The organism is Clostridium sp. DFI.5.61, from assembly GCF_024462915.1.
In the GTDB taxonomy this organism is placed as follows: Bacteria; Bacillota; Clostridia; order Oscillospirales; family Oscillospiraceae; genus Lawsonibacter; species Lawsonibacter asaccharolyticus.
The window spans coordinates 35,171-59,187 of sequence record NZ_JANGBZ010000003.1 but is presented as its reverse complement, the minus strand read 5'-3'; the positions used below and the strand labels follow the sequence as shown (position 1 = coordinate 59,187).

Here is a 24,017-nt window from a genome sequence, read left to right as displayed (position 1 = left end):
ATTTCTCCAAGCAAATCATTTTTTCCTGAGTTGCTAATTTTATCTGCAAAATTGACTTATTTATGAGGACTATCATAATCTGCACGCGCTGGAACACAAGAGCAACTTTTTGAAATAACGTACCTTTGAGGAGTCTGGACTGGCTCCTCTTTTTTGTTGCACAAATTGTGCAGGCGGTGCTTGCACAATTATCAACCTAACATCTGCATTCCATACAATCTCGATATTGTCCTCCTGTTGTTCTGCGTTATGCTTTCTCCGTGCATTTTCGTATTATTTATTCTGCCATCTGACTTCGCCCTTGGACAGAAGCGGATAACAGATCAGCTGATCTGAATCCAGATTTTCCGCATGCATGTCAACCGCTGTGATCTGATGATTATCATAAGTCGTATAATAATAAATACCTTTTGCTGTATTACAACAGGACGTGTATATCGTGATCTCATATTTGCCTTCTGTCACCTCACAGCATCCACGCTGCTGATCTACGGATCCTAAGATATGGAAGAACTGGCTTACACTCTCATCCTCTTCTTCACCGGAGATCGAATTTAATTTTGTAAAGGCAACTTTCACAAATCTTGACTGGCTGGAAAGATCTCCAGGTATTCCCATTCCACCCATTCCTCTGCTATATGCATCAAGCTGTAATACTCCTGCAAAAGTACTCTCCGGCTGTTTTCTGGATACTCCGGCATAATTATTCAGTGCAAACATCTGACTCGGGAATGGTGGATTATTGGTAAGCACTCCTACCGGATTATCATATACATGCAGCCCATCTTTCATAGACTCAACAACGATACAGGAGTCTTTGTCTGCAATGATCCAGTGAAGCTGTGCTGTCGGCAGCTGTTCACTGAATGCTGTGCCTGTCAGTCTCATTGCTGCCAGCTTCTCTCTCGCCTCTGCTACAGTAGCACACTGTGTAAGGATCCATGGGATGAACTCGAACTGTGCCACCTGGCTGACTTCTGTTTCATCTTCCGGCAAAGCTTCTTCATATGCCGCATTGCCGACAAAATTAAGACCTGCCATTCCAAGGCCTTTTTCATTAACAGCATCATAATAAAGCGGATAACCTCCTGCAACAAATGCCATTCCGATCAAAGCATAATGGCTTTTTATCTTCCCGGCAAACCGGAAATCAAATTCGTAATTTCTTGGCGTTATCGTGATCTGTTCCCCATAGGAAAATTCATAATCAAGCGTTCTGCCCATATAAAAATCTTTTGTTTTGTAAGTTGCTGCTGTACACATATCGAACACCTCTTCTTTCTGCTATAATAGTCCTGCAAACAATCTCATAAACAACTGTCCGAGCCATAAATATGCACTCCGTCCTGTGCGGTACTTTTCGGTCACTTCCCTGCATTCATTCGAGGATTTTTCTTTACACAATAACTCCATATAATTACCGGAATCAGACAAAGCCGAAAAAAGAAAGAAGATTAGGAACCGTAATAATTCTATTCAAATTTTCTTTCTGATTCACTTCACTCTGCATGTACGGTCACCTCACTTTCCTTTTTTTTAGGCATAAACCAATAAAATATAACACAAAATGCTAAAGCAAACACAACACCAAAAACATTTTGACTCACTCTAAGACTAACCGCTCCTTGTAGTCCATATGTCTCTGCAGCAATGGCTAAAGCACCAAATGTGTTAAATACTGCCTGCCAGCCATATTGTGCTGAAAATCCTACACCGATTCCACCAAGAATTCCTATATATGCATAGATTGACGAAGGAAGCAGAAAATATAATACTGTAAAACATATAACACCTGCAATATTTCCGACAATCCTTTTACGGACTCTGTAGTGCATATCTTCCATAGACGGCAAAATCACGGACATGGCCGCAATACCAGCCCACATTGCACGTGGCATATTACAAAGTTCTGCAATGCAAAGGACAATCGGTACGCATAAAATCTGACATATCTGCCATTTTGTTCTGGAAGAAGTGATATCAAATTCTTGTATCAGATCTTTCAGATTTCTTTTATAAGTTCTGTTTTTATGATTTCGATAAAATACGAAGCAGGTAAGTGCTGCACCTAAAGCCATTCCGACTAATCGCATCTGATAGCTTTTTCCCGTAACATCATAACCATATAGCAGCAGATACCCAAGAACCAATGTAGATTGATTAAACATGGATGGATTATGGCATCCGAACAGAATCAACACAGCCAGTGCCGCAATATTTAACAGCATTCCCAATACCGGTGAAAACTGATTTGCTAAATGCGGACATACAGTCATAATTACAAAGAACAAAGCCAAAAGCATCGTAGATTGTCCGGTGTGGATCCCCAGATCCGCATTCCTAAACACCATGAGACATAATAAGACTACTACACCTACAATGCTGTTCTCATTTCCAAATAGGATGCTGAAAATACTAACAAAGAAAAAACAAAATGCCATTGTAGCAGCTATCTTCACCAGATATACCCACATATGATATAGTTTTTCTTTTAGTGTTTCACTCTTTTTCAACAGGTTTTTAGAACCTGCCTGATTTAACTGCAACTCCTGATAAAATGTCATATAAATACTCCCATCTTCTAATTTATCTTAAAACTAGATAATCTCATCTTTCTGCTTTGGCAGCTCTATAACAAATCTGCATCCACCATATTCACGGTTTTCTGCTTTGATTGTTCCTCCGGCACTATCTACAATCCGTTTTACAAGTGCAAGACCTAGGCCATTTCCTTCTGCTTTATGAGATCCATCTACCTGATAGAACTTGTCAAATATTCTGGATTTTACATCATCCTCTATTCCTGGTCCTTCATCTTCCAGAATGAACTTAACAGAATCCTGTTCTTGTTTCAGAAACATCGTAATTGTCCCCTTTGAAGGGCTGAACTTAATCGCATTATCTAAAAGATTTATCCAGATATGCATAAAAAGTCCTTCATTCGCAGTATATTTAACTTCCTCCAATTCTACCTGAAAACCAATTTCTTTTTCTGTCCATTTTGTTTCCAATGAAAGAACTGCCTGGCGGATCTGTTCATCCAGACGATTATCGTCAATAAACGCACAAACTATTCGAACGCCTGCTACATCATTGAGATATGTCTGTATTCTCGTCTGAGTTGCTTTGTACATTGGACAGCTCCGGTTTGCGGGTATGCAGCCGCCGTTCGATTGATTCGTGTAGAAGCTGAGATACAAGAGCCATTAACGGAATAAAGAAGATCATGCCAAGGACACCGAACAGTTTACCGCCCAGCAAAACCGCCAACAACGTCCAGAACGGGGATAGCCCTACACTGTTTCCCACGACGTGCGGATAGATGAACTGATTTTCAACAAACTGAGTTGCCTGATAGACGATCAAGCATAGGAGCGCCTTGTTCGGAGCCGCCAATAAAGTAAATAAAATGCCGAAAGCGCAGGAGAGAAATCCTCCAATATAAGGAACGAATGCAAAGGCGGCAGTTAAAACGGCTGTTAGCCCCGCATATGGAATCCCTGCAACAGAAAACGAAAGAAAGATCAATGTTCCAAGAATCATAACCTCGACACACTGACCAGAAAGAAACTTCGCATAGGTGTCATGTGCAAGTTTCGAAATATGGCAAATTCTATCTGCAACGGATTCCTTACAGTAGGCATACAGTGCCCGTTTGCTTTGACTGCTCAATTCACGCCATCCAATTAGCACATAGAATGTGATCACAAGTGAAATTGCAACATCAGCAATCGCAGATACCGTAGAGCCAGCAACATTGGCAACTGAGGAAATCACTGTGTTCATTTCGCTCGAAATGCTTTGCAGAATAGATTTCCAATCGAGCGCAGCAAAATGTGCCGACAGTTTCTCTGTGTCAATGCCGTATCTTTGCAATAAGCCGACCCAGTCAGGCCATTTTTCTTGAACAAGAGCAGCAATGCTTTTTACAGATGCAGTGAGCTGTGGAATCGCAATTACACACAGAAGAGCAATAATCGCAATAACACATATCAGCGTCAGTAACAGGCTTATCATGTCTATTTGCCGATCTGTAGCTTTAGTCAGCTTTCGTCGAAGCCTCTTTGCCAGTCCGCGCACGGGTACACTCAGAACAAAGGCCAGCAAAAGGCCTGATAAAATCGGAGCGAGCAAGCCAATACACGATTTTAGAAAGTTGGCAACATAGTTTAGATTGTTGAATGCCGCAAATAAGATCACCCCAAACGTGATTAGTAGAAGCGGCTTTTTGTAGGATTTATCCATGATTACATCCTCGTAAGAAATCGGTTTGTTTTATTATTGGGGAGTATCTTATAGGCAATCCACCAACCAAAGAAACAGACTGGCAATGCAGCGAGAACATCCATGATAGAATGCTGTTTCATAAAAACGGTGGAGAGACTGATACACACGGCGATTGATGTAGCAGCGATTTTCCATCCGACGCTTTGGAGCGCCTTGCAATCCCATAACCCAAACATCGCGGCAACAGAGCCTATTACATGAAGTGAGGGGCAAACATTTGTATTGGTATCGAAACTATAGAATAATTCAATAAAGCGTGTAAGTAGATTATTGCGTACAAATGCTTCTGGCCGCAAATTTTGGCAGGTTGGAAAGAACAGGTAAATCAAAACCGTGATCGTATAGGTGACTATCACAAAATACATCATACGCCGAAATGCAGGTACATCGACGAAAAAAGTATAAACCAACGTACCGATTAGAAAGACAAACCAAAATAGATACGGAATCAACGCCCATTCACAAAATGGTATTATATCATCGAGTCCACAATAGACGGGATAGTAATTTCGTTGCGGTTGCAACCGCTCAAGAAACAAAAACAGCAAGCCGAAAATTGGCCAGTAAAGCAATAGCCTGACGTGAGAAAATTCAGGTGTATTAAGTTTATGGATGCGGAACTCACGGTAATTAACTTCCGGCTTTATATGATTACTTTGCATGACTGTATATCCATTCATAGATTTTATCGGCTGCCGTACATTCCGTCTGCGACCGCATTGCCGCGCGCATTTTAGAAAGAAGCACTGGGGCATTTAGCGTTTTTATTGTGGTGTCTGCGATTGCTTTTGGCGTATTGGCTGTGACGGCCATTCCATTACGCAGAAAAAAATTCAGATTATGTGTCTCGCAGCCAGCCACTGCATCGATAAGCACCATTGGTAACTCTGCCGCCATTGCCTCAGATGTACTTAGACCTCCGGGCTTTGTCAGGAATAGGTCTGAGGCTTGCATGAGCTGCGGCACATTATTGACGGTTCCCAGAACATGAACTTGAGAATACTTTTCTGTCCTTTTTTGGAGTTTTTTGCGTAAATCATCATTTGTGCCGCATACAACACTAAGTTCTTGTTCTGTTGTGAGGCAAGGGCAGAGATACGATATAATCTCCTCCATTGGACCGCAGCCCATGCTACCGCACATCATTAAAATATGCTGATGAGCAGGAGAGATTCCGGCGTTGGCTTTTCCTGCTTCTTGTGACACACGCTGGTAGAATTGCTGCCGCACAGGGATTCCACTGGCGATCAGCTTTTGAGGTTGAAGTCCACATTGTTCAAACTCACCTAACAGCGAAGTGGACGGAATGAAATACCAGTCCAGCGCAGAATCCGCTGTGCAGGGAGCGCAGGTATAGTCTGTAGAAATGTGGCTCGTTACAAGCTGTAAGCATGGGTGCTGTCGGCGCATTTCTGTCAACGCCAAGGCTGGGAATACATGAGTACAGATAATATTATCGTAGCCTGCAGAGCGGATGTATTGATACATCCGCTCTGCGCCGGAGGAAAGTAGCTTATAGATCGGCGTTCCCTCACAAAAAATATCTTCGTGAGATTCCGCACGCTGATACCCAGCATCAAAAAGCCTTGGAGCATGGCGGTAAATTCGGGTATGCCAATTAGAAATAAACGTGGATGCTTTTTCTGAAATAAACTGCAAAGAATCTGTAATATTGCAGATTTCTCCGCGAGAGTGGTAGGCTTCCTGAACTGCTTGCGCACAGGAGTTATGCCCTGCGCCAGTGTTGCAGCTTAGAATTAGTGTTTGCATTTGAATCTCCTATTTTTTCCTTTGCTGCATAGCAAACAGCTTTTGCAGGCGTGGGCGATTATAGCGCTGGACAACAATAAACGGCAAATTACCCAGCACAATGTAGATAATCGTTATACATACCCCGCCAACACCGGACCATATTTTCAGCAGTCCAAGACCGGCGATAGACAACAGAATATGTGTCCACTCTGCCACGCAAGTTTCTTCTATCATGCGCGGCAAGTTCTCATAGTTTTCCTTTGTCAGTTTCTTTTCCGGCATGATTTTAACGAATATGCGGCTCATATCGGGGATCTTTGCCTGCCATTTCCGAACATGAAGCCGCTTCCATAGTTTTTGCTCTGCCGGGTGGCAGACCCAAGGAAAACGATCGGCGTGAAACCAATGCTTCGGGATCAAGCGCCCCACTACAAAGGAGAGAACCCCTAACGCCGCGATATATAGCAGACACATAAGAAAATGCTTCATAAAAACCTCAACATAGCGGTGCGAAAATACGAAGGACACCATCTACGACCCAGCGGCGCGAATAATGTTTCATATCATAGGGCTTTACCTCTTTACATTTTGCCTGTGTAGCGATGAAATCGTCCTTTATTGCTGCAATAATACTGGAACGATAAAAGAACGAATTGTTTTCAAAGTGGAGAAAGAGACTGCGGTAGTCCAGATTGACAGTTCCTATCGTCGCAACTTTGTCGTCTGATACAAAGCTCTTTGCATGAACGAAGCCGGGAGTATACTCATAAATCTTGATGCCGCCAGTCAGCAACACCTGATAAAAGCTCCGAGACATACGGAAAATCAGCTTCTTATCAGGGATGCCGGGCATAATGATCCGCACGTCTACACCACGTTGAGCAGCGGAAATCATTGCATCCATCAAGTCATCGCCAAGCATAAGATACGGTGTAAAAAACCATGCGTAATCCGTGCTTTGAGAAAGCAAGTCAATAAAGAGCTGATTACTGGTAGCTTCATGGTTAAGGGGCGAATCGTAGTAACTAAGCACATAACCATCAAATGTGTGCGGCGGCGCAGGATACCTTTTGGGATATGTGGGCATTGCAAGCTGTCCTGCTTCTTTTTCCAGCGAAAATGCGTTCCAAAAGGTCAAGAACATATGGGTAAAATTTTTTACTGGCTCACCAGTAATCCGAAAGCCTGTGTCCTTCCAGTGTCCATAGGGATGTTCCAAATTGATATACCGATCTGCTAAGTTGATACCTCCGCTATAAGCAACTTCGTTGTCAATAATCAGCATTTTGCGATGATCGCGATAGTTTGCAGTTCCTTTTAAGGCAAGGAAAGGATTAAAAGGAATACATGGAATGCCTTTCTTTTTCAGTTCACGGACATTACTGAAATTGAACGAAGAAATACTGCCAAGATCATCGTATATCACACGTACATCAACGCCCTGCTCCATTTTTACTTCCAGTTCGTTCACGATTGCGTCCCACATATGCCCCGGCTCAATAATGAAGTATTCTACGTAAATCGAGTTTCTTGCATTTTTCAAATCGGCAAGCATATCAGGGAACATATTATCGCCCAACGGATAGTAACGAACCTGCTCAACTGCACACATCGGATATTGCGTTTTTTCTTCCAGCCACCGCACTGTTTGCCCCATGCGTTTTTCGCCGTCAAAGGGCGCTTCTTTTATTGGAAGAGGCTGCGGATTGCAACTCTTTTGAACTTGCTGCAAGCGCCTTTTTAGAGGGCGGGCCGTCCGTTTATTTCCAAAGAGCAGATATAGTAACGCTCCTACCAAAGGTAGTGACAGAATAACCAGCAGCCAAAGCAATTTATAAGCGGTTTCATCTCTCTTTATAATAATAAATACCACCAAGAAAAACGCTGCAACGGAAAGCAGTGACACAATAATCGGTGCGTAAGGGGTCAGCCATTTCATCAACAGCAAAAGCCAGAGCGATTGTAAAGCCACCGCTGGAATAATTGTTAGAATGCGTCGAATGATTTTCCCCATATGTTTACCCTCCTCTATGCTATTTCTCCTCCGAAGATGCTTCCCAATCGCAAACTATTTGTGCCATTTCCTGTGGGGTTTCTTTATAGCCTCGTAATACCCACGCATTCATAAGCCCAAACAATCCATATGTAATAAATTGGATAAAGTAGTGCGTTTTGGCATCGGCATTAGCGACAATGGATGCCGCTTCTTGTAAATAGAAGTTTAGAATCACATATTGGCGATCAGCTGAGTAGAGCAGATCACAAATAGGACGAGTGGAAAGGCAAAATTCAAAAAACAGCCTGATGCCGTCATAACTACCAGTGGCGAAGTTGGTAGCACCGTGTTCGTCGGAAAAGCGCTTCCACAGACATGTGATTTTGAAAGACAGAACTTCATCTTTACTTTTGAAATAACGGAAATAAGTGGAGCGACCTACATCTGCCTTGGCAGTCATCTCCTCAATACTGATTTTTTCAATGGGTTTTTCTTTCATTAGTTCCAGCAACGCTGTACCCATACATTCTTTCAGATAGTCTGTTGTAGCCGTTGTCCTTCGCATAAGAAACGTCTCCTTTAATTGCGTATCATTGAAACAAGGATTGTCATTTGTTCCACTTTCGCTCGGACTATTGACAACGCCTGCTTCTGTGATATTCATAGCATCTATGATACTATCGTTTCATTTATACTATCATTTGCTATTTGCCCTGTCAAGCTAAAATGCGAGTACGACGAGCAGAAAGGAAAACTATGGGTACGATTTTTTCCCGTGTAAAACTCAGCGGAAAGCATGTGGCCGCCCTCTTGGCGCTGATGCTGCTCTCCGCTGTGACAGCCATGCTGCTGCCTACTGCCCTGGCCAGTATGATTGACATCGGAGTGGCCGGAGAAAACCGAAACACCATCCTAATCATTGCGGCGGTGATGGCAACCCTGGCCATTCTGCGGCTCTGTGTTTATTATATCTGAGCTATTCACAGTAAAGTTGGACATTTGTATTCAGCGGGAGAAAATAACCTTGACAAATCTCGTCTCAGAAGGCCATGCTTTTGCAGTATGCCAGGGAGCATCACTTCCCCAACCCAACCTTTTTCGTGGATGACGGTGTAAGCGGTGTGACCTATGACCGTCCCGGCTTTCAGGCCATGCTGGCCGAAATCGAGGCGGGACGGGTGGCCGTGGCGATCGCCAAAGACCTTTCCAGACTGGGCCGCAACTCCGCGCTGACCGGGCTTTACACCAACTTCACCTTTCCGCAGAACGGTGTTCGTTTCATCGCCATCAACGACAACTACGACACCATTGACCCTAACCGTGTGGACAACGATTTTGCGGGCATCAAAAACTGGTTCAACGAGTTCTATGCCCGGGACACCAGCCGCAAGATCAGAGCCGTCCAGAAAGCCAAGGGTGAGCGAGGCGTACCCCTGACCACCAATGTGCCCTATGGCTATGTAAAAGACCTGGAGAACCCCCGCCGCTGGGTGGTTGACCCGGTAGCCGCTGATGTGGTGAAACGCATCTTCGACCTGTGTATGAAGGGCCGTGGTCCCATGCAGATCGCCAACCAACTGAAAGCGGACAAGGTGCTAACGCCCAGCGCATACAGGGCCTTGCAGGGCATCAAGACCCCAAACAAGAAACCGGAGGACCCCTGCGACTGGCACAGCAGTACCGTTGTGGCGATTCTGGAACGGCGGGAGTACACGGGCTGTACGGTGAACTTCAAGACCTATACCAACTCCATCTGGGACAAGAAGCAGCGGGACAATCCCCTTGAGAAGCAAGCCATCTTCCCCAATACACATGAGGCCATCATCGAGGAAGCCGTGTTTGAGAAGGTACAGCAGGTGCGCCAGCAGCGGCATCGCAATACCCGTACAGGCCGAAGCAGCATCTTTTCCGGGCTGGTGTACTGTGCCGACTGCGGTGAGAAGCTGTATTAAGGGGCGACGAACAATTACCGACCGGAGGGCGCGTTCTTTGACTGTTCTCTCCATTAGAAGCACAAGGACAAGTGCGGTACTCATTACATCCGGGAAACCGTACTCAGCCACATAGTCCTGAAACACATTCAGGCTGTGACGGGCTACATTCTGCGGCATGAGGCACATTTCCGTGCAGTGATGGAGGAACAACTCCGGCTGGAAAGCAGTGAGCAGATCCGCATCCGAAGGAAACGGCTTGAACGGAACGAAAACCGCATCGCTGAACTGAAACGGCTGTTCATCCGGATTTACGAGGACAACGCCTGCGGACGGCTGAGTGATGAGCGCTTCGATATGCTGAGCCTGACCTATGAAACGGAGCAGAAGCAGTTGGAGACCGAGTGCGTAACTTTGCGACAGGAAATTGAAGTACAGGAACGACAGAACGAAAACGTTGAGAAGTTCATTCAGACGGCGCACAAGTATGTGGGCATCGATAAGCTGGACGGCTACGCTCTGCGGGAACTGGTGTCCGCCATCTATGTGGACGCACCGGACAAATCCAGCGGGAAGCGTGTGCAGCACATTCACATCCAGTACGATGGGCTGGGCTTCATCCCGCTGAATGAGCTGATGAAAGAGGAAACGGCGTGACCGAAGTCACGCCGCACCCTTTGAAAACTCAAGGTTTTCACCATTTTTTCATTTTACTGTTTTACGACCACCCGGCCAATGATGTGACCATTATGAAAGAGGGGCACCCAGAAGCGGGTACCCCTCTATTTTGGTGGGTCAGGTTGGAATTGAACCAACGATGTTTCAGATGTCACGGTTTTACAGACCGCTGCGATCGCCAACTACGCGCACTGACCCATATGGCGGAGAGCGCAGAACTCGAATCTGATATCACTTCTGATACGATCCGCTTAGCGGGCGGTCCCCGGGCCTTCCGGGTTCACTCTCCAAATATGGCTGGGGTGGCTGGACTTGAACCAACAAATGCCGGTGTCAGAGACCGGTGCCTTGACCATTTGGCGACACCCCAGTATATTGGCAGGGATAGGGCGACTCGAACACCCACGGGCGGTTTTGGGGACCGCTGTTCTTCCGGTTAAACTATACCCCTGTATGATGATGGTGATGCCTGCGGGATTTGAACCCAGCATTACAAGCTTGAGAGGCTTGCGTCCTAACCAATTAGACGAAGGCACCAGATGGAGATACGGGTCGGATTCGAACCGACGATTAACAGCTTTGCAGGCTGTCCTCTTCAATCTCTTGAGTACCGTATCATGGCTGGGATAGTTGGATTCAAACCAACAGTGGCCGGCATCAAAGGCCGGTGCCTTAGCCGCTTAGCAATATCCCAGTATTATGGAGATCCGCGCCGGACTCGAACCGGTCATTGCAGCCGTGAAAGGGCTGTGTCCTAACCATTTAGACGAGCGGACCGTATGGCAGGGAGAAGTTCTCCCTGCATATTAAGCAACCGAGTGATCGGTAATGAGGATATCATCAATACGCACATGCAGCAGTGCAGCAAGGGCGATAAGATTATCTACAGTCGGCAGCGCAGTGCCGTTTTGCCACTTGTAAATGGCCTGCGGGGAATTGAAGCCGAATGCCATTTGTAGGTCATGCACCGTCAGCCCCGCTGCTTTGCGAAGCATCACAATATTGGTGCCTGTGCGAGCAAGGTTGATCGTTGGAATGTTCATTCTCAAATACACCTCCTATCTGAATTATTTGGCCTCATGGGCATGAAAAAGCCGCTTGTCTGCACTCAAGACAAGCGGCTTCAATAATTCAGAGAAGGAGATCCTGATAGACCGATTCTTTCAGGTCAACAGGTACTCAATCCGATCATATTCTTCTGCTTATCTTGATATGGGCGTGCTTCGCAAAAGCTATATTCCTCGCACTGGAAGATAGCCTGCCATTCGCTCATATAGAAGATAGCGGAAGAAATAGTCTTCATAGTTCTGCGTCCTTTCTGTAGAGATTTGTTCTTGGTTTCTGACTGTACTATACCACAACTCTTTCGGTTTGTCATTCAACTTGTGGTTAAATATCGCTGTTTTCTGGAGAGATGACACCATTCTCAACATAGTATCGGTAGCTGCCGTCGATATTGACCTTGCCCCAGTGCTTAATATCATCATTCTCTTCAAGCTCATCTGGATGGATACAAAAGTCGTCGATCTGGTCGCCATAATCCTCGTCGGCATATACCTGACAATAGTATCCGCCTTCATTAGGCTCACAATCTGGTGTTGCAGAAACATAAAGGCCCCTGTACTCCATGGTCATCGACTCCTTGTACAAAAAATGCGGTCCCAATATGTCAGAATGCACAAACCGTTTCAAGTGCAGTTTTCACCCATTACACCAGGCTACAGCCTCTTTGAATTGCTCCCATGTAATAGCTGTACCGTATTCATCATAGATGCTGAACTCGGGATTGTCGCGGAGCCATTGCTCTACAGAGAAAATGTCTCGAAACCCGTTCTCGACTCTCCAGGAAAAATGACCGGCTCTTGCTGTGCCGATCACGACGGACGCACTTTCCGGTTCCTCAATCTGAAAGAGGAACTGATTTGAGATTTTATTAAGCAGTTCATCCATGGTGTCCTCCAGGTCAGAAGTGACGGGGATTTCTTTGATCCGGTTGATGCAATCCGCCTGGATTGCGATTAGCTTTTCCTGAAGAGCAGCCACTTCTTCAACGACCTGTCGTTTCATAAATTCATATTGCGTACTCATTGTGTTTCCTCCCATGAGTCATGACTGCCGTGCACTGCCTTCAAGGCATCTCTATGCGCAACCTCTTCAACAAGATAGTCAGCCTGTGCGACCGTGGATTTTTGTTGTTAAGCTTTACATCCAGAACCGTCCGGACAGACACCCGAACGCGATGGAAACCACGCCCTGGATCATCAGGAACAGCCCCGCCAGAACGGACAGCGTCACCGCCGCAGCCAAGGGGTCCATAAAGGAGAGGAATCCAGCCGCCGCCATCAGCAGGCCGAAGGCTGTCACCCAGCCCCAACCCCGCACTCCAAACCGGCGCAGATCAAAGGAGTTTACAAATTTCGTGATGCCGGAGAACAACAGCCACATACCCAGAATATAGGGCAGAGTCATCATGGTGAACATCTGGTTGCACAGCAGGAAGATGGACAGCAGCACCGTAAGGATGCCATCCACCAAAAACCATCCGGAACCGTAAATACTGCTGCCCGCCGTGGCAAAAATGATAATATCTACCACACCGGAAAATAACATGGCCATTCCTAACAGGAAGGACAGCCCGCTCAGGGTAGCGCCGGGATGGAGCATACACGCACCACCCGCCACGATCAGCAGCACACCTGCCACGATCCACAGCACGCGGGAAACGGTTTTATTCATACATCATGCCTCCTAAGGAAAAAGAGGGGAATCCAACTTTCCTCCCGTCGATCCATTCGATCTTGTTTCGTATCCCCGCCCGGAAACCGGACGGAAATACGACGCAGGACCGCCGTTAAAAGAAACCGGCCGGGACCCGTCCTTGTGGGCCCCGGCCATTTGGTCACTCAATGGCGATAGCGGTCTGAGCAGGCACCTGCTTGACCTCGGCCTTGGGGACGAACAGCTTCAGAACGCCGTTCTCATACTTGGCCTTCACATCCTGAGGCTCCACATCCTCGCCCACATAGAAGCTGCGGCTGAGGGAACCGGCGTAACGCTCCTGGCGGATATAACGGCCCTTCTTATCCTCCTCGTCCTTGTCCAGTCCCTTGGCGGCGCTGACGGTCAGGCAGCCGTCCTGCAGCTGGATCTCTACCTCGTCCTTCTTAAAACCGGGCAGGTTCATGTCGATCTCGTAACCGTTCTCGACCTCCCGCACATCGGTGTTCATCAGGTTCTTCGCATGCTTGCCGTACAGCTCATGTTCGGCCTTCGGGAACATTGCGCTATTAAAGAAATCATCAAACAGGTTCTCACTAAAAATACTGGGTAACATAAATTGTTCCTCCATTCAATTCCCGCTCTCGGTTCCGGGAGAAGCTCCCGGTCCGGAGCTTGAGTATTTATAATTTGATTTGATTTCTTGGGGGGGATCTCTTTATCCCTCTCCCTAAGATCGTGTTCATTATAACCCCGTTTTTAGCAATGTCAATATACGAGTGCCAACGTTTACAAAATCAGCGATCTTTGTTCACACTTTCCTGCTATTTTTGAGTATTCGTTTTGTTATATTCGATTTTTCTTTGGTTTCGATTTAAATTATCGTCATTTTGTTTATAAATTAAAAACTCGCATCCCGACTTCTTTACATAGAGGGCGCCGGCTTCAGTCAAATCAACAGAGACTTCCTTGCCGGCTTCTTCCCAGGATACAGTGTAACCGGCATCCGGCGCTTCGTATAACCACCAGCCGATATTGTCATACTGGTCTTGCATAGTGTACTTCAGCAAATCGCGCAGTTCGAGCAGGTAGAGATTGTCCTTGTCGAAGGCAGGAAAACCATCGCACATTTTACTGAGGGCCTTATCGAACTCATCAATACGAGCCTCCTGCTGGCGTATCTTCTCAATCGTGCTCAAAAACAGTGCTTTTGGCAGCACAGGCAGCACTCCTTTCTTATTCATGCGCGGATAGGATTTCTTTCAGCGTTCTCGGCTCGTAGCCCATGTAAGGCATCATGCAGCCGACATTGATGGCGCGAATGGGCTTTCCTTGTTGAACATTCAGTTTCTTGTTCTCGTTGAGCTCTTTGACGCATTTCTGGAAGAATGCCTCTTCCACAGTATTATGAGTATGGGCGTAGAGAAGAATCGATCCGCGATGCTGGCCGTTCCACATCAGGATGGGATAGTGCATCAAGCAGAGCTTGTATGTCTTTCCATCAAAGGAATCGGCAATCTCCCGGTAGTCAGTGACCTCCTCAAAGAGCCGCTGATAGCGATAGTCGGACAGGTCATCGTGGTTACCGCGAAACAAAATCTTCTTGCCCTTCAACTGGGCAACCAGCGCGAGTAGTGCATTGTTCTTACCCCGCATGGCCATATCGCCCAGGATATAGACGGTATCACCGTTGTTGATCTTGGCGTTCCAACGTTCGAGGATGTACTGGTTCATCTCTTCTACCGTAGCGAACGGGCGTCCGTCGTAGTTTCTGCCTTCATCTGTCTGGTTGCGGTTGAATAGGTGCAAATCTCCAATGTAATAATTCATCCGATCCCTCCTCAGGTGATACGGTAGATCACACGGATTTGAGAGGCAGCCCGATCACCGTAGGACTGACCCGCCCGGTAAGGGAGCGCATCATTGAAGCACTCAACCTGATACTTCAGGCGCTCCACCATAGCCCGGATGTTCTCTGCGTTTGCAAAGGTGTCGTTCCAGCGATAGAGCACATACTCGTTTCGGGTAGCCTGAGGCAATTCGAGCAACTCGTGAGCGGTCAGATATTCGTTAATTTCGTCAAACTTGTGTTCTTCATAAGCTGCAATCTGGTTGCGGGTGACATAGTATTCCATCTGGTACGGGCCGTTGAGCAGCCGTTCAAAATCATCGAGATTCCCGGCTACATAGAAGCGCTCCAGTCGAAGACTATCCTCTCGGCCTTCAAAAGTGCTTGCAAGTAAAAGCTGCTGCGTGCTCTCAGCCAAGTCATCAAAGCCAATGGCCCATGCTCCGTTCACCTGATCCTCCAGCAAGCCAATAAAGTTGCGTGAAATGGTGGCGAGGTACTGATGACGCAATTTGCCGTCAATATCCTTGGTATGGAAGTCGATGTTGTACCACTTGCCCTCGTACTTGGCCTCGACCATGAAATCATAGTAGGTGCTCATGAGATATCATCTCCATTCTTTTGGTTTGGTGCATCATCCAGAAGTCCCAGCGCTTCCACAATCTCCGCCTGACGATGCATGCGGCGAAGCATGTCCTTTTCTGCCGCAACGGAGGCTTCGCGAGGGATCATAGTGTAGTCATTATGCAAGATCCGAATCTTGTCCACTTCTTTCTCGGTGTGGTAGTGGGCGAAATACCATCGCTCATAATCGAGTTTCGCCTCGATCTGCTCCAGCCATACTTCGGTAGACTTGTCCACGGTGCTCTGATCGATCATGGGCAGAAAGACCTCGGTCGGCTCATACTTCAACGGGCCGGTATGAGACAACACGATATCAATCTTCCAGTTGCGCTCGGCGAGGACGCGCTCCACCTTGGCTTTGATTTCTTCGGAAGGCTGTTCATCTGGGAACCAGCTCCAACCACGGGCCAGACGATAGTATTTATCCACGCTGTAGGCGCCGCCGATGACAATGCAGGAATTGCCATTGAAGTCATAGACCTCGCCGTCAATAGCGAACAGGATATTAGGATAAGCCGGCTGCATCCATACCTTGCCACCGTGATATTCGGCGAGCTCGTAACCGAGTGCTTCGGATGGGCGCATCTCGTGGTTGCCGTGTAGGCAGAAGAAGGTGATGGGTACCTGGGCAAGTTGGTCTTTCTTCTTTCGGTCCCTGCGGTCATTGTAGTAGTTCAGCCCTGCGTCGCCCAAGATTACAAAGGTGTTTTCCGGTTCAACCTCTCTGCGTGCGCAGAACTCGATCACGCGCTCAAATTGCCCATGGGTGTCGCCAGTCATATATACTTGGTTGCGAGGGGCCAGGATTTCCAGCAGATGGGCTCGCACTTCTTCCTCAGAATAGTATGGGCCCTCTTGTGCTTCTTCGAGCATGGCCATCAACTCTTTTGCTGCTTCTTCTCTGCCCATTTTTATTCACTCCTTTTCGTTGGCAGGAGTTTGGATACTCCCAATACCACTTACGGATGACAGGATTGCTTAACAACAGAATCAAACGAAATTGGCGCGACGATGGAGCTACCCATTGCCGCGCCTTTCTTACTTAACCCATTGCCAGCTCCTGGCTCTGGTTGTCCTTGGCAACAATCTCTTCAATCAACTTGCTGTCATGGCGCATGATGTAATCAAAGGTGTCTTTGAGGGAGAGGAAGAGACGGGGCTGTGTATGGAACTTCTTTGTGCTCCCGCGCTCGGTGACGAGATTGATATGCTCCAGCCGAACAGGCCGCAAACTCATGTCGATACGCCACTTGCCGGCTATGGTCTGCAGCGTGAAATATCGCATGTCATATTCGAAGGGCAGACAGTGCTGCGTACAGAGCTGAATCAGTGTGTCCGTAGTCTCGCCGTGTCGCTCCTTATTGGTGATAGGAATTGAGAATTTTACATCCAGCTTGGGACTGGGTCTGCAATGGCGGCAAGGAGAATAGCCGGCTCGCACAGCGTCCTGATACCGCGCAAAACCCCTGAGTTGGTTGAGCCCAGTAATCTTTGAGCAGTTTCTTGTGTGGAAGGTGCTATACCCCTTGCTTGCCCAGAAAGCAAGACCGGGTTGCGAAAGGGCCATGACGGTATTGCGCTCAGCCTCCGTCAAATCGCCGCGCTTGAAAGCTGTTTCGCGTTCTTCCTTAGCTCGCTTGAACCGACCTAGGGCCTTTCGTTCTTCGCCGTTCAGATTGCGGTTTTCCGCTTTCTGCGGCTTGTTTTGCTTTATCGGCAAAGAAATACGCTTGCGCTCTATCGGCACGGGCTTACAATGTTTACAGGGCCGGCGTCCGCTCTTCAAGCAGGTCTCATAGGATACGGTACCCTGAATGTCAAAGGATAGCAGCACATGGGAGCAGTTTCGTGTATGAAACACCTTGGACTGCTTGGAATACACATAATTGTAATCAGATCGGGTGATGGAGTCCTGGTTACGATCCCAAAGCGCATCCAGAAATTCATCATGGCAGCAGGCGCAGGGTTTATACCTCTTCCGGATCGGTGCCTTAAACGAAGTGTATGCCGGCAGGTAACGGTTATCCGGAAGCAGCTCGCAATCAGAGTGGTGCAGCAGCTGGGTTGAGGTATCGTAGAGAAGCGGAAACACCGGTGATTCTTTCAGAGCAGTGGTGTCCTTTACCCACTTCTTGGGTGGCGCCTGCAGATTTCTTTGCTGGAAATCGATGCTTTGAACGAGAGCCTGTATCGCCAAAACATCATTGATGGAACAATGTGCAGGTTCTGGCGTCGGGATATCTCTTGCCGCACAAATCTTGTAGGGACTTCCTACGGCACCTTTCTGACCGGCCAGGAACCCGTAGATGTAGTCAGAGAGGAATACTACCTTAGAGGCCCGATCACGGATCTGTGCTACCTTGGTGAACATGGTATAGAGGGCATAGGCCTCCTGGTGCCACCAGCAGAGAATGTCCTCGGGCTGTAGCCAGTGCTCAAAGGCGTCAAGTGCCGGATAGAGCGAATCTGCATTCAGAAAGTTGTCACGAGTCCAACCGGAGAAGGCCATGTGATCCCACTTCTGGAAGGTGATATCCTTGGGCCGAAAGAGTACAGAGAAGGAATCCACCGTCTGCCATTCTTCATCTACACGGATTGCCGCAAGCTGTGTTGGCCAGTGGTTTCCATGGCGATTTGTAACCCACTCCATATCGATCAGAACATACATCTCTGTCACCTCTCCTTTGTGAGACCTATCGGATTATGGCCATAGCATACAATAGAGGGTGTCCAAAAGAACGGACAGCACATATGTGTACCCTGCGGGGAGGTAGTAATTACAGTACAACGCCGTGTTTTTTTCAAAAACTATGTTGCACTTTCTCTGTTTTGGTGTCTCATATATGGGGGATCAAAATGAACATATTGCAAAAGCTGTTTCAAGGAAAATGCATTCCTGTTTCAGAGCATGGCGGGAACTCATCTTGTGAATATGAGGTAGCCGTGGAAAAACTTTGTAAGATTGCAGAAAACCTGCGACAATATGGCGTGCCGGAAGAGCTGATTTCTGCGCTTGATAAAGCGGAGAACGAGATCCTTGCATTGGAAGAGAAGCGGATGTTCCGTTTTGCGATTCGATATCGAGCAGAATTACAGCGAGAGCTTATGCGAAAGGGACAGGCCATTGCGACCTGCCCCTTTCGCTATTATGCGGTTTTCTTCTTCCGTTCCTGCTCCCGTTCAACCTGTTCATAGGAGCCGATGTACCCAAGTCTGTATTCCAGAAGAAGCGTGTGGTCGATCATACTCATGCTCTCAAGCCCTCCGACTGCGTCAATAACCCTCAGCGCCGCACGATAGCCACAATAGAAAGCGTGGCAGGCAAAGGAGTGAATGCGTTGGCCCCAAGCGCATTCCAACGAGACAACATGCTCCTTGTTTTCATCCGTCAGCTCCTCGCCCAGCTCCTTCCCCAGGCGGAGAATCTCGTCGTTGCGGGCGTAGTAGTCTACATGGCGCTGCATACCGGGCATCTCCATAAGGCATTTCATGAGGTAGCGATCGAAGCCATCCTCTGTTATCCCATTCCCACTGAAGAACAACTGGAAGCCAGAGAACAGGCCCGCTTCAAACCCATAGTGGGAGGCGTATTTGCGATTCTGCCGATAGCGCTCTTCCATCGTCTTCAACTTCTCCATTTGCTCGGAACTGAGCACTTTGGGCAACTCCAATCTTGCCGCATCATACTCGCCCTCTTCCGTTGCGAATGACTCTACTGCCCATGCATCGTACTCCTCGCAGATATATGCGTCGTAGGTGGAGTCGAGGGCACGCCTTTTCATGTTTTCCAGCATACTTGCTACGCTCATTTTTACTATCTCCTTTGTACTATATTGATACTAATCGTACCAGATAAGTACATAATAAGGGGAAGTAAGCGCAAAACTTGTCGAATCATGGGGAGTGCGCAAAAAAAGATATGCACCTACCGAAAACCGGCAGGTGCATGGCTTAGCAGATTCGTTTTATGACAGGTATCGCATTGAGTGCGATCTCCACACAAGCGTCCTCTTGGGCTTTTGTCAGGCCCATATTCTCAAGTTCCCGGCGTACTCTGCGCTCGAGGGGAAGTTCAGTTTTACCGGCGAGGTAATCCAGGGACACATCGAGTATATCCGAAATGTTGTCTAACAGAGCGTAACTGGGTCGTCTGGTACCATTTTCGATATGGCGCAGAGACTCCGTGGCAATGCCAAGCTGCTCAGAGAGTTGTTCCGCAGTCAGTTTCCTGAATTGCCTCGCAGTCCGTATTCGGTTGCCCATTACATGTAAATTGGTGCTCATTGAACATCTCCTACCTATCATTATCTTCCTTTAAGTATAGGAGATTAACGGCGACTCAAAAATGAGCAGAACAGTACGGATAATACCAAATTAGTACGATTGCGGGAATTATCGCTGACAAGAAAAAGGACGCCTTCTACCAGTATAAGCAGAAGGCATCCTCATGTTGATTGGTTATTAGATGTAGAATTCTTTCAGATCGTCCAGTCGAAGGCAGGCGAGGCGCCGCAGCTCTGTCTTATTCCCGCACCCACAATCGATATCGATCAGCCCGTTTCCATGCCAGACGGCGAAGGGACTTTCCATATCGCCACTCATGTAGCAGGTGGGCGTATGGCCGACGACTGCGATACGATCCTCGAAGTACGGAGGATCATCCGGTTTAGGCCTCCTCCAAATTCGATCATCCGGGTCATCTGACGGCATGGCATGAACCAGATGGAATTTGCGGTCGCCAACCTCAACATCAAAATGATCCGGCAGCGTACTCAGGAAATGTATGATCCTGCTTCGCTCAGCGAGCGAACATACATAGAGCAGCTCTCGATATGTATTACTTCCACCATTCTCTAGCCATAACCGTCTGCTTCCATACACACTGTTGGGGCCAAGGGTATCCAGACACATTTGCTCGTGGTTGCCTAGTAGCATGAACATGTTCGGTGTGTCCTTGATGATTTTGAGGATCTCCACGCCTCCTGGATGGCGATCTATCACATCGCCTATGATGTATAGCGTATCGTCTGAAGAGAAATTGATCAGGTCGAGCATCGCCTTGAAGCGATCCAACTCGCCATGGATGTCGGACATACAATATATCACTTGCGATGCCTCCTTCTGAAAAAGTCAAGACTTGATTTGTTTTGAAATCCCTCTATAATCGCCTGTAAAGAACACGAAAGAGGAGTAGAGAAGATGAACCAATCCGTATTGCCCGGTTTCGAGTTCCTGCTGATGGTGACAAAGGAAATTATGCAGGAGTATCCGAAAGCACAGACTGTTGGCGGACTGGATGAAATGCTCCTGAAGGTCTGTCATGAGGCAAATAACGAGTCGATATCGGATTCTGAATTCCGTGGCATGATCTACGACCTGATGCTCAGGAAAGTAGAGCTCATGGAGGATCGGATGCCAAAGGTCCAGCTTACCTAAAGATATCGCACTCGCTGTCCAATAGAACGGACATACCCTACAATACCATTTTTCCTCTTCACTATCAAGAGGTTGAAGGCCCCCGACATCGTTATGGATGCCGGGGACTTCTTGTTAGCTCACTTGCACATACTGAGTTTCGATGACTTCACTGGGAGGCACGGAAGCAAAGGGCTGTCGGGACCATGCGGGGGCCATAACAGGAAGCAGAGAGCCGGACTCGGCCAGTTCATAGGCACGCAGCATATCTTCCGCAGACAGGTTCGGGGTCCGGGTACGAGGCGGTGCAATCTTGGTCAGATCAAAGATGATCGCGCCCTGCTCAGGCCAGGGTACGCCATAGAACCGGCGCGGCGTCTTCGCGGTTTCCCAGCCCAGCTTGCTCCGGATGATGTGGGTGAGCATCCGGTTACTCACAGTCGTCCACTTTTTTTGACCTTTCAGATCATCGGCAGTGCGACCGGCCATAAAGGGCACGGCGCACTTGTCCTTCGGATCACAGGCCTGAATGGCCAGCGTGCAGCCATCCGAGCTGATCAGCAGACGAATATGCTCCGGATAGCCCAACTCAGCGGCACTCAGATTATTGAACCAGATGCTCGAGTGGGCGATGCGCGCCTCAGCGGCGCTGAAGGTGCGAAGGGTCGGGTTGACAATGCGGAATTCAGACATGCAGGCATTCATACATCAATGTCCTCCTTGAATAGTATCGGATGTAGTGAGGAGAGAATTCCCTCTCCAGTAATTTCTTCGAGAATAACAGCTTCGCGATCGGGCATAGAGATCCGGTTCTTTGCCTCACGCCACTCCTCCTTGGAGATCAGAGGCGGGTGAACATCACGCATCCGGTACCGTTCCACCTGGCCCAGATTGCGAACGCGCTTGTGAGCGAACAGGTCTACACATAGGCTCTTTTGCATAATCACATCTCCACAGTATCGGTCGTTGCCGAGAATGTAGGTGACGGAAGAGATCGTCCAGCACGGCTTCTTTCCGGTGGGAGTGGGGATACCTTCGTGCGTCAGTATCCTTGCGATCTCATATGGGGTTTTACCTCCGAGATAGAAGGCGAAGATCCGAATAACTACACCGGCTTCCTCCTCATCCACGACAAGCTTGCCATCAACATTCTGATATCCGTAGGGCTTGACCAGTTTGGGAATGCCCTTAGCAAATCGCTGTCGGATACCCCAGGCAACGCTGATGGACTTGTTGACGCTCTCGTCCTGTGCAAATGCGGCCAAAACGGTTAGGAGCAGTTCGCCATTTTGGGATAGCGTGTTGATGTTCTCTGTTTCAAAGTAGATGCCGACGGGTGGCGATAGGGCTCTCAGGTCACGGGCGTACTTGATGCAGTCCACGACATTACGGGCAAAACGGCTGACAGACTTTGTGACGATGAGGTCGATCTTGCCAGCCTTACAGTCCTCAATCATGTTGTTGAAGTCCTTGCGGTTCTTCACCGAAGTTGCTGAGATGCCTTCATCGGCATAGATGCGAACCAGCGTCCAATTCGGGTGCTTGGCAATGTACTCGTTGTAGTACTGTTGCTGGATTTCAAAACTCTCTGCCTGCATTTCGGACATCGTACTGACTCGGCAGTACGGAGCAACCCGATAGATAACATCGTCGGAATGCTGAGGAGCCATGTCCTCTCGGGCAGGCATTCGCTCTACCTGTTTCCCATCATGGAACGCCTCGCGGATCCTTTGCTTGCGATTCTCGTTTTTACTTTCCTGGGCCAAAATCGTTTTCTCCTTCCTTATGGTATCTGGAATAGAAGAAGGCGTGAGGCGGGGGCAGCTGGATCTTTCCCTGAGGGGTATAGACCCTGATCCCATGCCGGTTCAGCTTCTGGCCAATCAAGGTGTAGCCCTCAGTGCTCCTTGATAATCTGGATGGATCAACAATCAGCACGCAATCATAGGCGCCGTGTTTTCCATCTCGGATCAGCGTTTTGATGCTCTGCCGCTGCGGGTCAGTGCCACTTTCAAAAACAGTCACTTCTGCCACGACGGTAAGGCCGAGATCCTCAGCAGCCTTTCGCAGCATCTCAAGTTGGCTGTTCATGGCTATTTGGTTGGGTTCATTTGCGGTGCCGCCAATGCGGCAATATATGCAACAACAACTCATTCGCTTTCGTCCTCCAATTCATATTTCCGTACAAGACGGTAGAATGTAGATGCGCTGATCCCGAGCTGTTTATAGCACTGGACAGCGGTGATTTGGCCCTGCTTCCACTGGGGGTAGTAGGTATCCCAGCCTTCGACGGTGCATCGTGGCCGGCCAAACTTGACGCCTTTTAGGTGTGCAGCGGCAATGCCCTCTGCCTGTGCCTTAGACTTGGTATCGACCTCGAGCTGTGCTCCAAAAGAGAGCACAGCGAGGACGATATCGGTGATGACGCTGCCAAGCAGGTCCTTATATTGGGTGGTGTCGAGGATGGGGGTGTCCAGAACAACGATATCAACACCAAGAGTCTTTGTGAGAAACTCCCATTCCGCGCGGATGGCAGAGTAGTTGCGACCGAAGCGGTCGATGCTTTTGACAGCTAACACATCTCCTTTTCGCAAGATGGTGTTGCGCAGGGCCAAATAGTTGGTTCTCTCAAAGCTGCGGCCACTCTGCTTGTCCACATAGATATCACGCTCTTCGATCCCAGACTCCAGGAGTTCCAGAACCTGTCGGTCCTCATTCTGATCCGTGGTGGACACGCGAGCGTAACCAAAGCGTTTGTTACTCATAT

At 48.1% G+C, this 24,017-nt stretch carries 30 protein-coding genes, 7 tRNA genes and 2 pseudogenes; 5 read left to right on the top strand and 34 right to left on the bottom strand.

The genetic code is table 11. The annotated features are described in order from the left end of the window. Window positions 1-273: 273 nt before the first annotated feature. The 10 genes and pseudogenes from bsh to NE584_RS02785 all read right to left on the bottom strand — a co-directional run bounded on the left by bsh (window position 274) and on the right by NE584_RS02785 (window position 8,600). Complete coding sequence (bsh, locus tag NE584_RS02830; RefSeq protein WP_009295645.1) at window positions 274-1,263, bottom strand: choloylglycine hydrolase; 990 nt, start codon at window positions 1,261-1,263, stop codon at window positions 274-276. A 116-nt stretch (window positions 1,264-1,379) separates the two neighbouring features. Then, window positions 1,380-1,510: pseudogene (locus NE584_RS02825) on the bottom strand (CDP-alcohol phosphatidyltransferase family protein); the annotation flags it as partial. After that, on the bottom strand, window positions 1,500-2,564 hold the full coding sequence (locus NE584_RS02820) for an FUSC family protein (RefSeq protein WP_005946426.1): 1,065 nt from the start codon (window positions 2,562-2,564) through the stop codon (window positions 1,500-1,502). The pseudogene NE584_RS02825 and the gene NE584_RS02820, both read right to left, overlap by 11 nt. A gap of 33 nt (window positions 2,565-2,597) precedes the next feature. Beyond that, window positions 2,598-3,047, bottom strand: a pseudogene (locus NE584_RS02815) (sensor histidine kinase); the annotation flags it as partial. A 43-nt stretch (window positions 3,048-3,090) separates the two neighbouring features. Further along, window positions 3,091-4,245: an AI-2E family transporter gene (locus NE584_RS02810; protein ID WP_071430986.1), complete on the bottom strand. Its 1,155-nt coding sequence runs from the start codon at window positions 4,243-4,245 to the stop codon at window positions 3,091-3,093. Between the two features lie 2 nt (window positions 4,246-4,247). Beyond that, complete coding sequence (locus NE584_RS02805) at window positions 4,248-4,949, bottom strand: phosphatase PAP2 family protein (RefSeq protein WP_008978052.1); 702 nt, start codon at window positions 4,947-4,949, stop codon at window positions 4,248-4,250. Beyond that, window positions 4,939-6,057, bottom strand: coding sequence for a glycosyltransferase (locus NE584_RS02800; protein ID WP_256181706.1), 1,119 nt, complete (start codon window positions 6,055-6,057; stop codon window positions 4,939-4,941). Before NE584_RS02800 ends, NE584_RS02805 begins: the two co-directional genes overlap by 11 nt. 9 nt (window positions 6,058-6,066) lie before the next feature. Continuing rightward, on the bottom strand, window positions 6,067-6,528 hold the full coding sequence (locus tag NE584_RS02795) for a hypothetical protein (protein WP_009295644.1): 462 nt from the start codon (window positions 6,526-6,528) through the stop codon (window positions 6,067-6,069). A gap of 7 nt (window positions 6,529-6,535) precedes the next feature. After that, window positions 6,536-8,053 (bottom strand): cardiolipin synthase, encoded by a 1,518-nt coding sequence (gene cls, locus NE584_RS02790; RefSeq protein ID WP_177714518.1) that lies wholly within the window; start codon window positions 8,051-8,053, stop codon window positions 6,536-6,538. A gap of 19 nt (window positions 8,054-8,072) precedes the next feature. After that, on the bottom strand, window positions 8,073-8,600 hold the full coding sequence (locus NE584_RS02785) for a TetR/AcrR family transcriptional regulator (protein WP_071430984.1): 528 nt from the start codon (window positions 8,598-8,600) through the stop codon (window positions 8,073-8,075). Between the two features lie 191 nt (window positions 8,601-8,791). On the opposite strand from NE584_RS02785, the gene NE584_RS02780 reads away from it, so the two are divergent. The 3 genes from NE584_RS02780 (at window position 8,792) to NE584_RS02770 (ending at window position 10,623) form a co-directional block, all read left to right on the top strand. Beyond that, the gene (locus NE584_RS02780; protein WP_008978047.1) at window positions 8,792-9,010 is read left to right on the top strand and encodes a hypothetical protein; all 219 of its coding nucleotides are present in this window, start codon (window positions 8,792-8,794) and stop codon (window positions 9,008-9,010) included. Window positions 9,011-9,066: 56 nt separating this feature from the next. Continuing rightward, window positions 9,067-9,987, top strand: a complete 921-nt coding sequence (locus NE584_RS19800; RefSeq protein WP_256181770.1) for a recombinase family protein — start codon at window positions 9,067-9,069, stop codon at window positions 9,985-9,987. A 180-nt stretch (window positions 9,988-10,167) separates the two neighbouring features. Next, window positions 10,168-10,623 carry a DUF4368 domain-containing protein gene (locus NE584_RS02770; RefSeq protein WP_227145533.1) on the top strand — a complete coding sequence of 152 codons (456 nt, stop codon included), beginning with the start codon at window positions 10,168-10,170 and terminating at the stop codon, window positions 10,621-10,623. Window positions 10,624-10,754: 131 nt separating this feature from the next. Here the strand turns inward: NE584_RS02770 and NE584_RS02765 are convergent. From NE584_RS02765 to NE584_RS02685, 17 genes are all read right to left on the bottom strand, one after another. Continuing rightward, window positions 10,755-10,842, bottom strand: a tRNA-Tyr gene (locus tag NE584_RS02765). 96 nt (window positions 10,843-10,938) lie between these two features. Further along, window positions 10,939-11,014 (bottom strand) — tRNA-Gln (locus NE584_RS02760). Between the two features lie 6 nt (window positions 11,015-11,020). Continuing rightward, a tRNA-Trp gene (locus tag NE584_RS02755) sits at window positions 11,021-11,095 on the bottom strand. A 9-nt stretch (window positions 11,096-11,104) separates the two neighbouring features. Continuing rightward, window positions 11,105-11,181, bottom strand: a tRNA-Glu gene (locus tag NE584_RS02750). Window positions 11,182-11,184: 3 nt separating this feature from the next. After that, a tRNA-Cys gene (locus tag NE584_RS02745) sits at window positions 11,185-11,261 on the bottom strand. Window position 11,262: 1 nt separating this feature from the next. Continuing rightward, window positions 11,263-11,338: transfer RNA gene (locus NE584_RS02740), tRNA-Gln, on the bottom strand. A gap of 6 nt (window positions 11,339-11,344) precedes the next feature. After that, window positions 11,345-11,421: transfer RNA gene (locus NE584_RS02735), tRNA-Glu, on the bottom strand. A gap of 29 nt (window positions 11,422-11,450) precedes the next feature. Continuing rightward, the gene (locus NE584_RS02730) at window positions 11,451-11,687 is read right to left on the bottom strand and encodes a helix-turn-helix domain-containing protein (RefSeq protein ID WP_108979729.1); all 237 of its coding nucleotides are present in this window, start codon (window positions 11,685-11,687) and stop codon (window positions 11,451-11,453) included. Between the two features lie 346 nt (window positions 11,688-12,033). Beyond that, window positions 12,034-12,273 carry a hypothetical protein gene (locus tag NE584_RS02725; RefSeq protein WP_162497703.1) on the bottom strand — a complete coding sequence of 80 codons (240 nt, stop codon included), beginning with the start codon at window positions 12,271-12,273 and terminating at the stop codon, window positions 12,034-12,036. Between the two features lie 72 nt (window positions 12,274-12,345). Then, entirely contained in the window at window positions 12,346-12,732 is a 387-nt protein-coding gene (locus NE584_RS02720) for a hypothetical protein (RefSeq protein ID WP_108979727.1), read from the bottom strand. Between the two features lie 114 nt (window positions 12,733-12,846). After that, the gene (locus NE584_RS02715; RefSeq protein ID WP_147560842.1) at window positions 12,847-13,380 is read right to left on the bottom strand and encodes an HdeD family acid-resistance protein; all 534 of its coding nucleotides are present in this window, start codon (window positions 13,378-13,380) and stop codon (window positions 12,847-12,849) included. A gap of 163 nt (window positions 13,381-13,543) precedes the next feature. Continuing rightward, window positions 13,544-13,978: an Hsp20/alpha crystallin family protein gene (locus NE584_RS02710; RefSeq protein ID WP_108979725.1), complete on the bottom strand. Its 435-nt coding sequence runs from the start codon at window positions 13,976-13,978 to the stop codon at window positions 13,544-13,546. A gap of 208 nt (window positions 13,979-14,186) precedes the next feature. Beyond that, the gene (locus NE584_RS02705) at window positions 14,187-14,582 is read right to left on the bottom strand and encodes a hypothetical protein (RefSeq protein WP_256181705.1); all 396 of its coding nucleotides are present in this window, start codon (window positions 14,580-14,582) and stop codon (window positions 14,187-14,189) included. 16 nt (window positions 14,583-14,598) lie between these two features. Beyond that, entirely contained in the window at window positions 14,599-15,192 is a 594-nt protein-coding gene (locus NE584_RS02700; protein ID WP_256181704.1) for a metallophosphoesterase, read from the bottom strand. An 11-nt stretch (window positions 15,193-15,203) separates the two neighbouring features. Continuing rightward, a complete protein-coding gene (locus tag NE584_RS02695; protein WP_256181703.1) occupies window positions 15,204-15,812 on the bottom strand; it encodes a hypothetical protein in 609 nt (202 codons plus the stop codon). After that, window positions 15,809-16,744 carry a metallophosphoesterase gene (locus tag NE584_RS02690; protein ID WP_256181702.1) on the bottom strand — a complete coding sequence of 312 codons (936 nt, stop codon included), beginning with the start codon at window positions 16,742-16,744 and terminating at the stop codon, window positions 15,809-15,811. Before NE584_RS02690 ends, NE584_RS02695 begins: the two co-directional genes overlap by 4 nt. A gap of 133 nt (window positions 16,745-16,877) precedes the next feature. After that, the gene (locus tag NE584_RS02685; protein ID WP_256181701.1) at window positions 16,878-18,503 is read right to left on the bottom strand and encodes an exonuclease domain-containing protein; all 1,626 of its coding nucleotides are present in this window, start codon (window positions 18,501-18,503) and stop codon (window positions 16,878-16,880) included. Between the two features lie 188 nt (window positions 18,504-18,691). On the opposite strand from NE584_RS02685, the gene NE584_RS02680 reads away from it, so the two are divergent. Continuing rightward, window positions 18,692-19,030, top strand: a complete 339-nt coding sequence (locus NE584_RS02680; RefSeq protein ID WP_256181700.1) for a hypothetical protein — start codon at window positions 18,692-18,694, stop codon at window positions 19,028-19,030. On the opposite strand, the gene NE584_RS02675 is transcribed toward NE584_RS02680, so the two are convergent. From NE584_RS02675 to NE584_RS02665, 3 genes are all read right to left on the bottom strand, one after another. Continuing rightward, window positions 18,982-19,644, bottom strand: coding sequence for a hypothetical protein (locus NE584_RS02675; protein WP_256181699.1), 663 nt, complete (start codon window positions 19,642-19,644; stop codon window positions 18,982-18,984). The genes NE584_RS02680 and NE584_RS02675 overlap by 49 nt on opposite strands. A gap of 142 nt (window positions 19,645-19,786) precedes the next feature. Then, window positions 19,787-20,119 (bottom strand): helix-turn-helix domain-containing protein, encoded by a 333-nt coding sequence (locus tag NE584_RS02670; RefSeq protein ID WP_157954649.1) that lies wholly within the window; start codon window positions 20,117-20,119, stop codon window positions 19,787-19,789. 177 nt (window positions 20,120-20,296) lie between these two features. Beyond that, complete coding sequence (locus NE584_RS02665; RefSeq protein WP_177696124.1) at window positions 20,297-20,929, bottom strand: metallophosphoesterase; 633 nt, start codon at window positions 20,927-20,929, stop codon at window positions 20,297-20,299. A gap of 105 nt (window positions 20,930-21,034) precedes the next feature. Between NE584_RS02665 and NE584_RS02660 the strand changes: the two genes are divergently transcribed. Then, window positions 21,035-21,271 (top strand): hypothetical protein, encoded by a 237-nt coding sequence (locus NE584_RS02660; RefSeq protein ID WP_177696126.1) that lies wholly within the window; start codon window positions 21,035-21,037, stop codon window positions 21,269-21,271. A 114-nt stretch (window positions 21,272-21,385) separates the two neighbouring features. Here the strand turns inward: NE584_RS02660 and NE584_RS02655 are convergent, their stop codons facing one another. From NE584_RS02655 to NE584_RS02640, 4 genes are read right to left on the bottom strand one after another with little or no spacing between them, the layout of a single operon-like run. After that, on the bottom strand, window positions 21,386-21,955 hold the full coding sequence (locus NE584_RS02655) for a hypothetical protein (RefSeq protein ID WP_256181698.1): 570 nt from the start codon (window positions 21,953-21,955) through the stop codon (window positions 21,386-21,388). Then, window positions 21,952-23,016: a recombinase family protein gene (locus NE584_RS02650; RefSeq protein WP_256181697.1), complete on the bottom strand. Its 1,065-nt coding sequence runs from the start codon at window positions 23,014-23,016 to the stop codon at window positions 21,952-21,954. The genes NE584_RS02655 and NE584_RS02650 overlap by 4 nt, the downstream gene beginning before the upstream one ends. Beyond that, a complete protein-coding gene (locus NE584_RS02645; RefSeq protein ID WP_256181696.1) occupies window positions 23,000-23,404 on the bottom strand; it encodes a recombinase family protein in 405 nt (134 codons plus the stop codon). Before NE584_RS02645 ends, NE584_RS02650 begins: the two co-directional genes overlap by 17 nt. Beyond that, window positions 23,401-24,015 carry a recombinase family protein gene (locus NE584_RS02640; RefSeq protein WP_177696130.1) on the bottom strand — a complete coding sequence of 205 codons (615 nt, stop codon included), beginning with the start codon at window positions 24,013-24,015 and terminating at the stop codon, window positions 23,401-23,403. The genes NE584_RS02645 and NE584_RS02640 overlap by 4 nt, the downstream gene beginning before the upstream one ends. Between the last annotated feature and the right edge of the window lie 2 nt (window positions 24,016-24,017).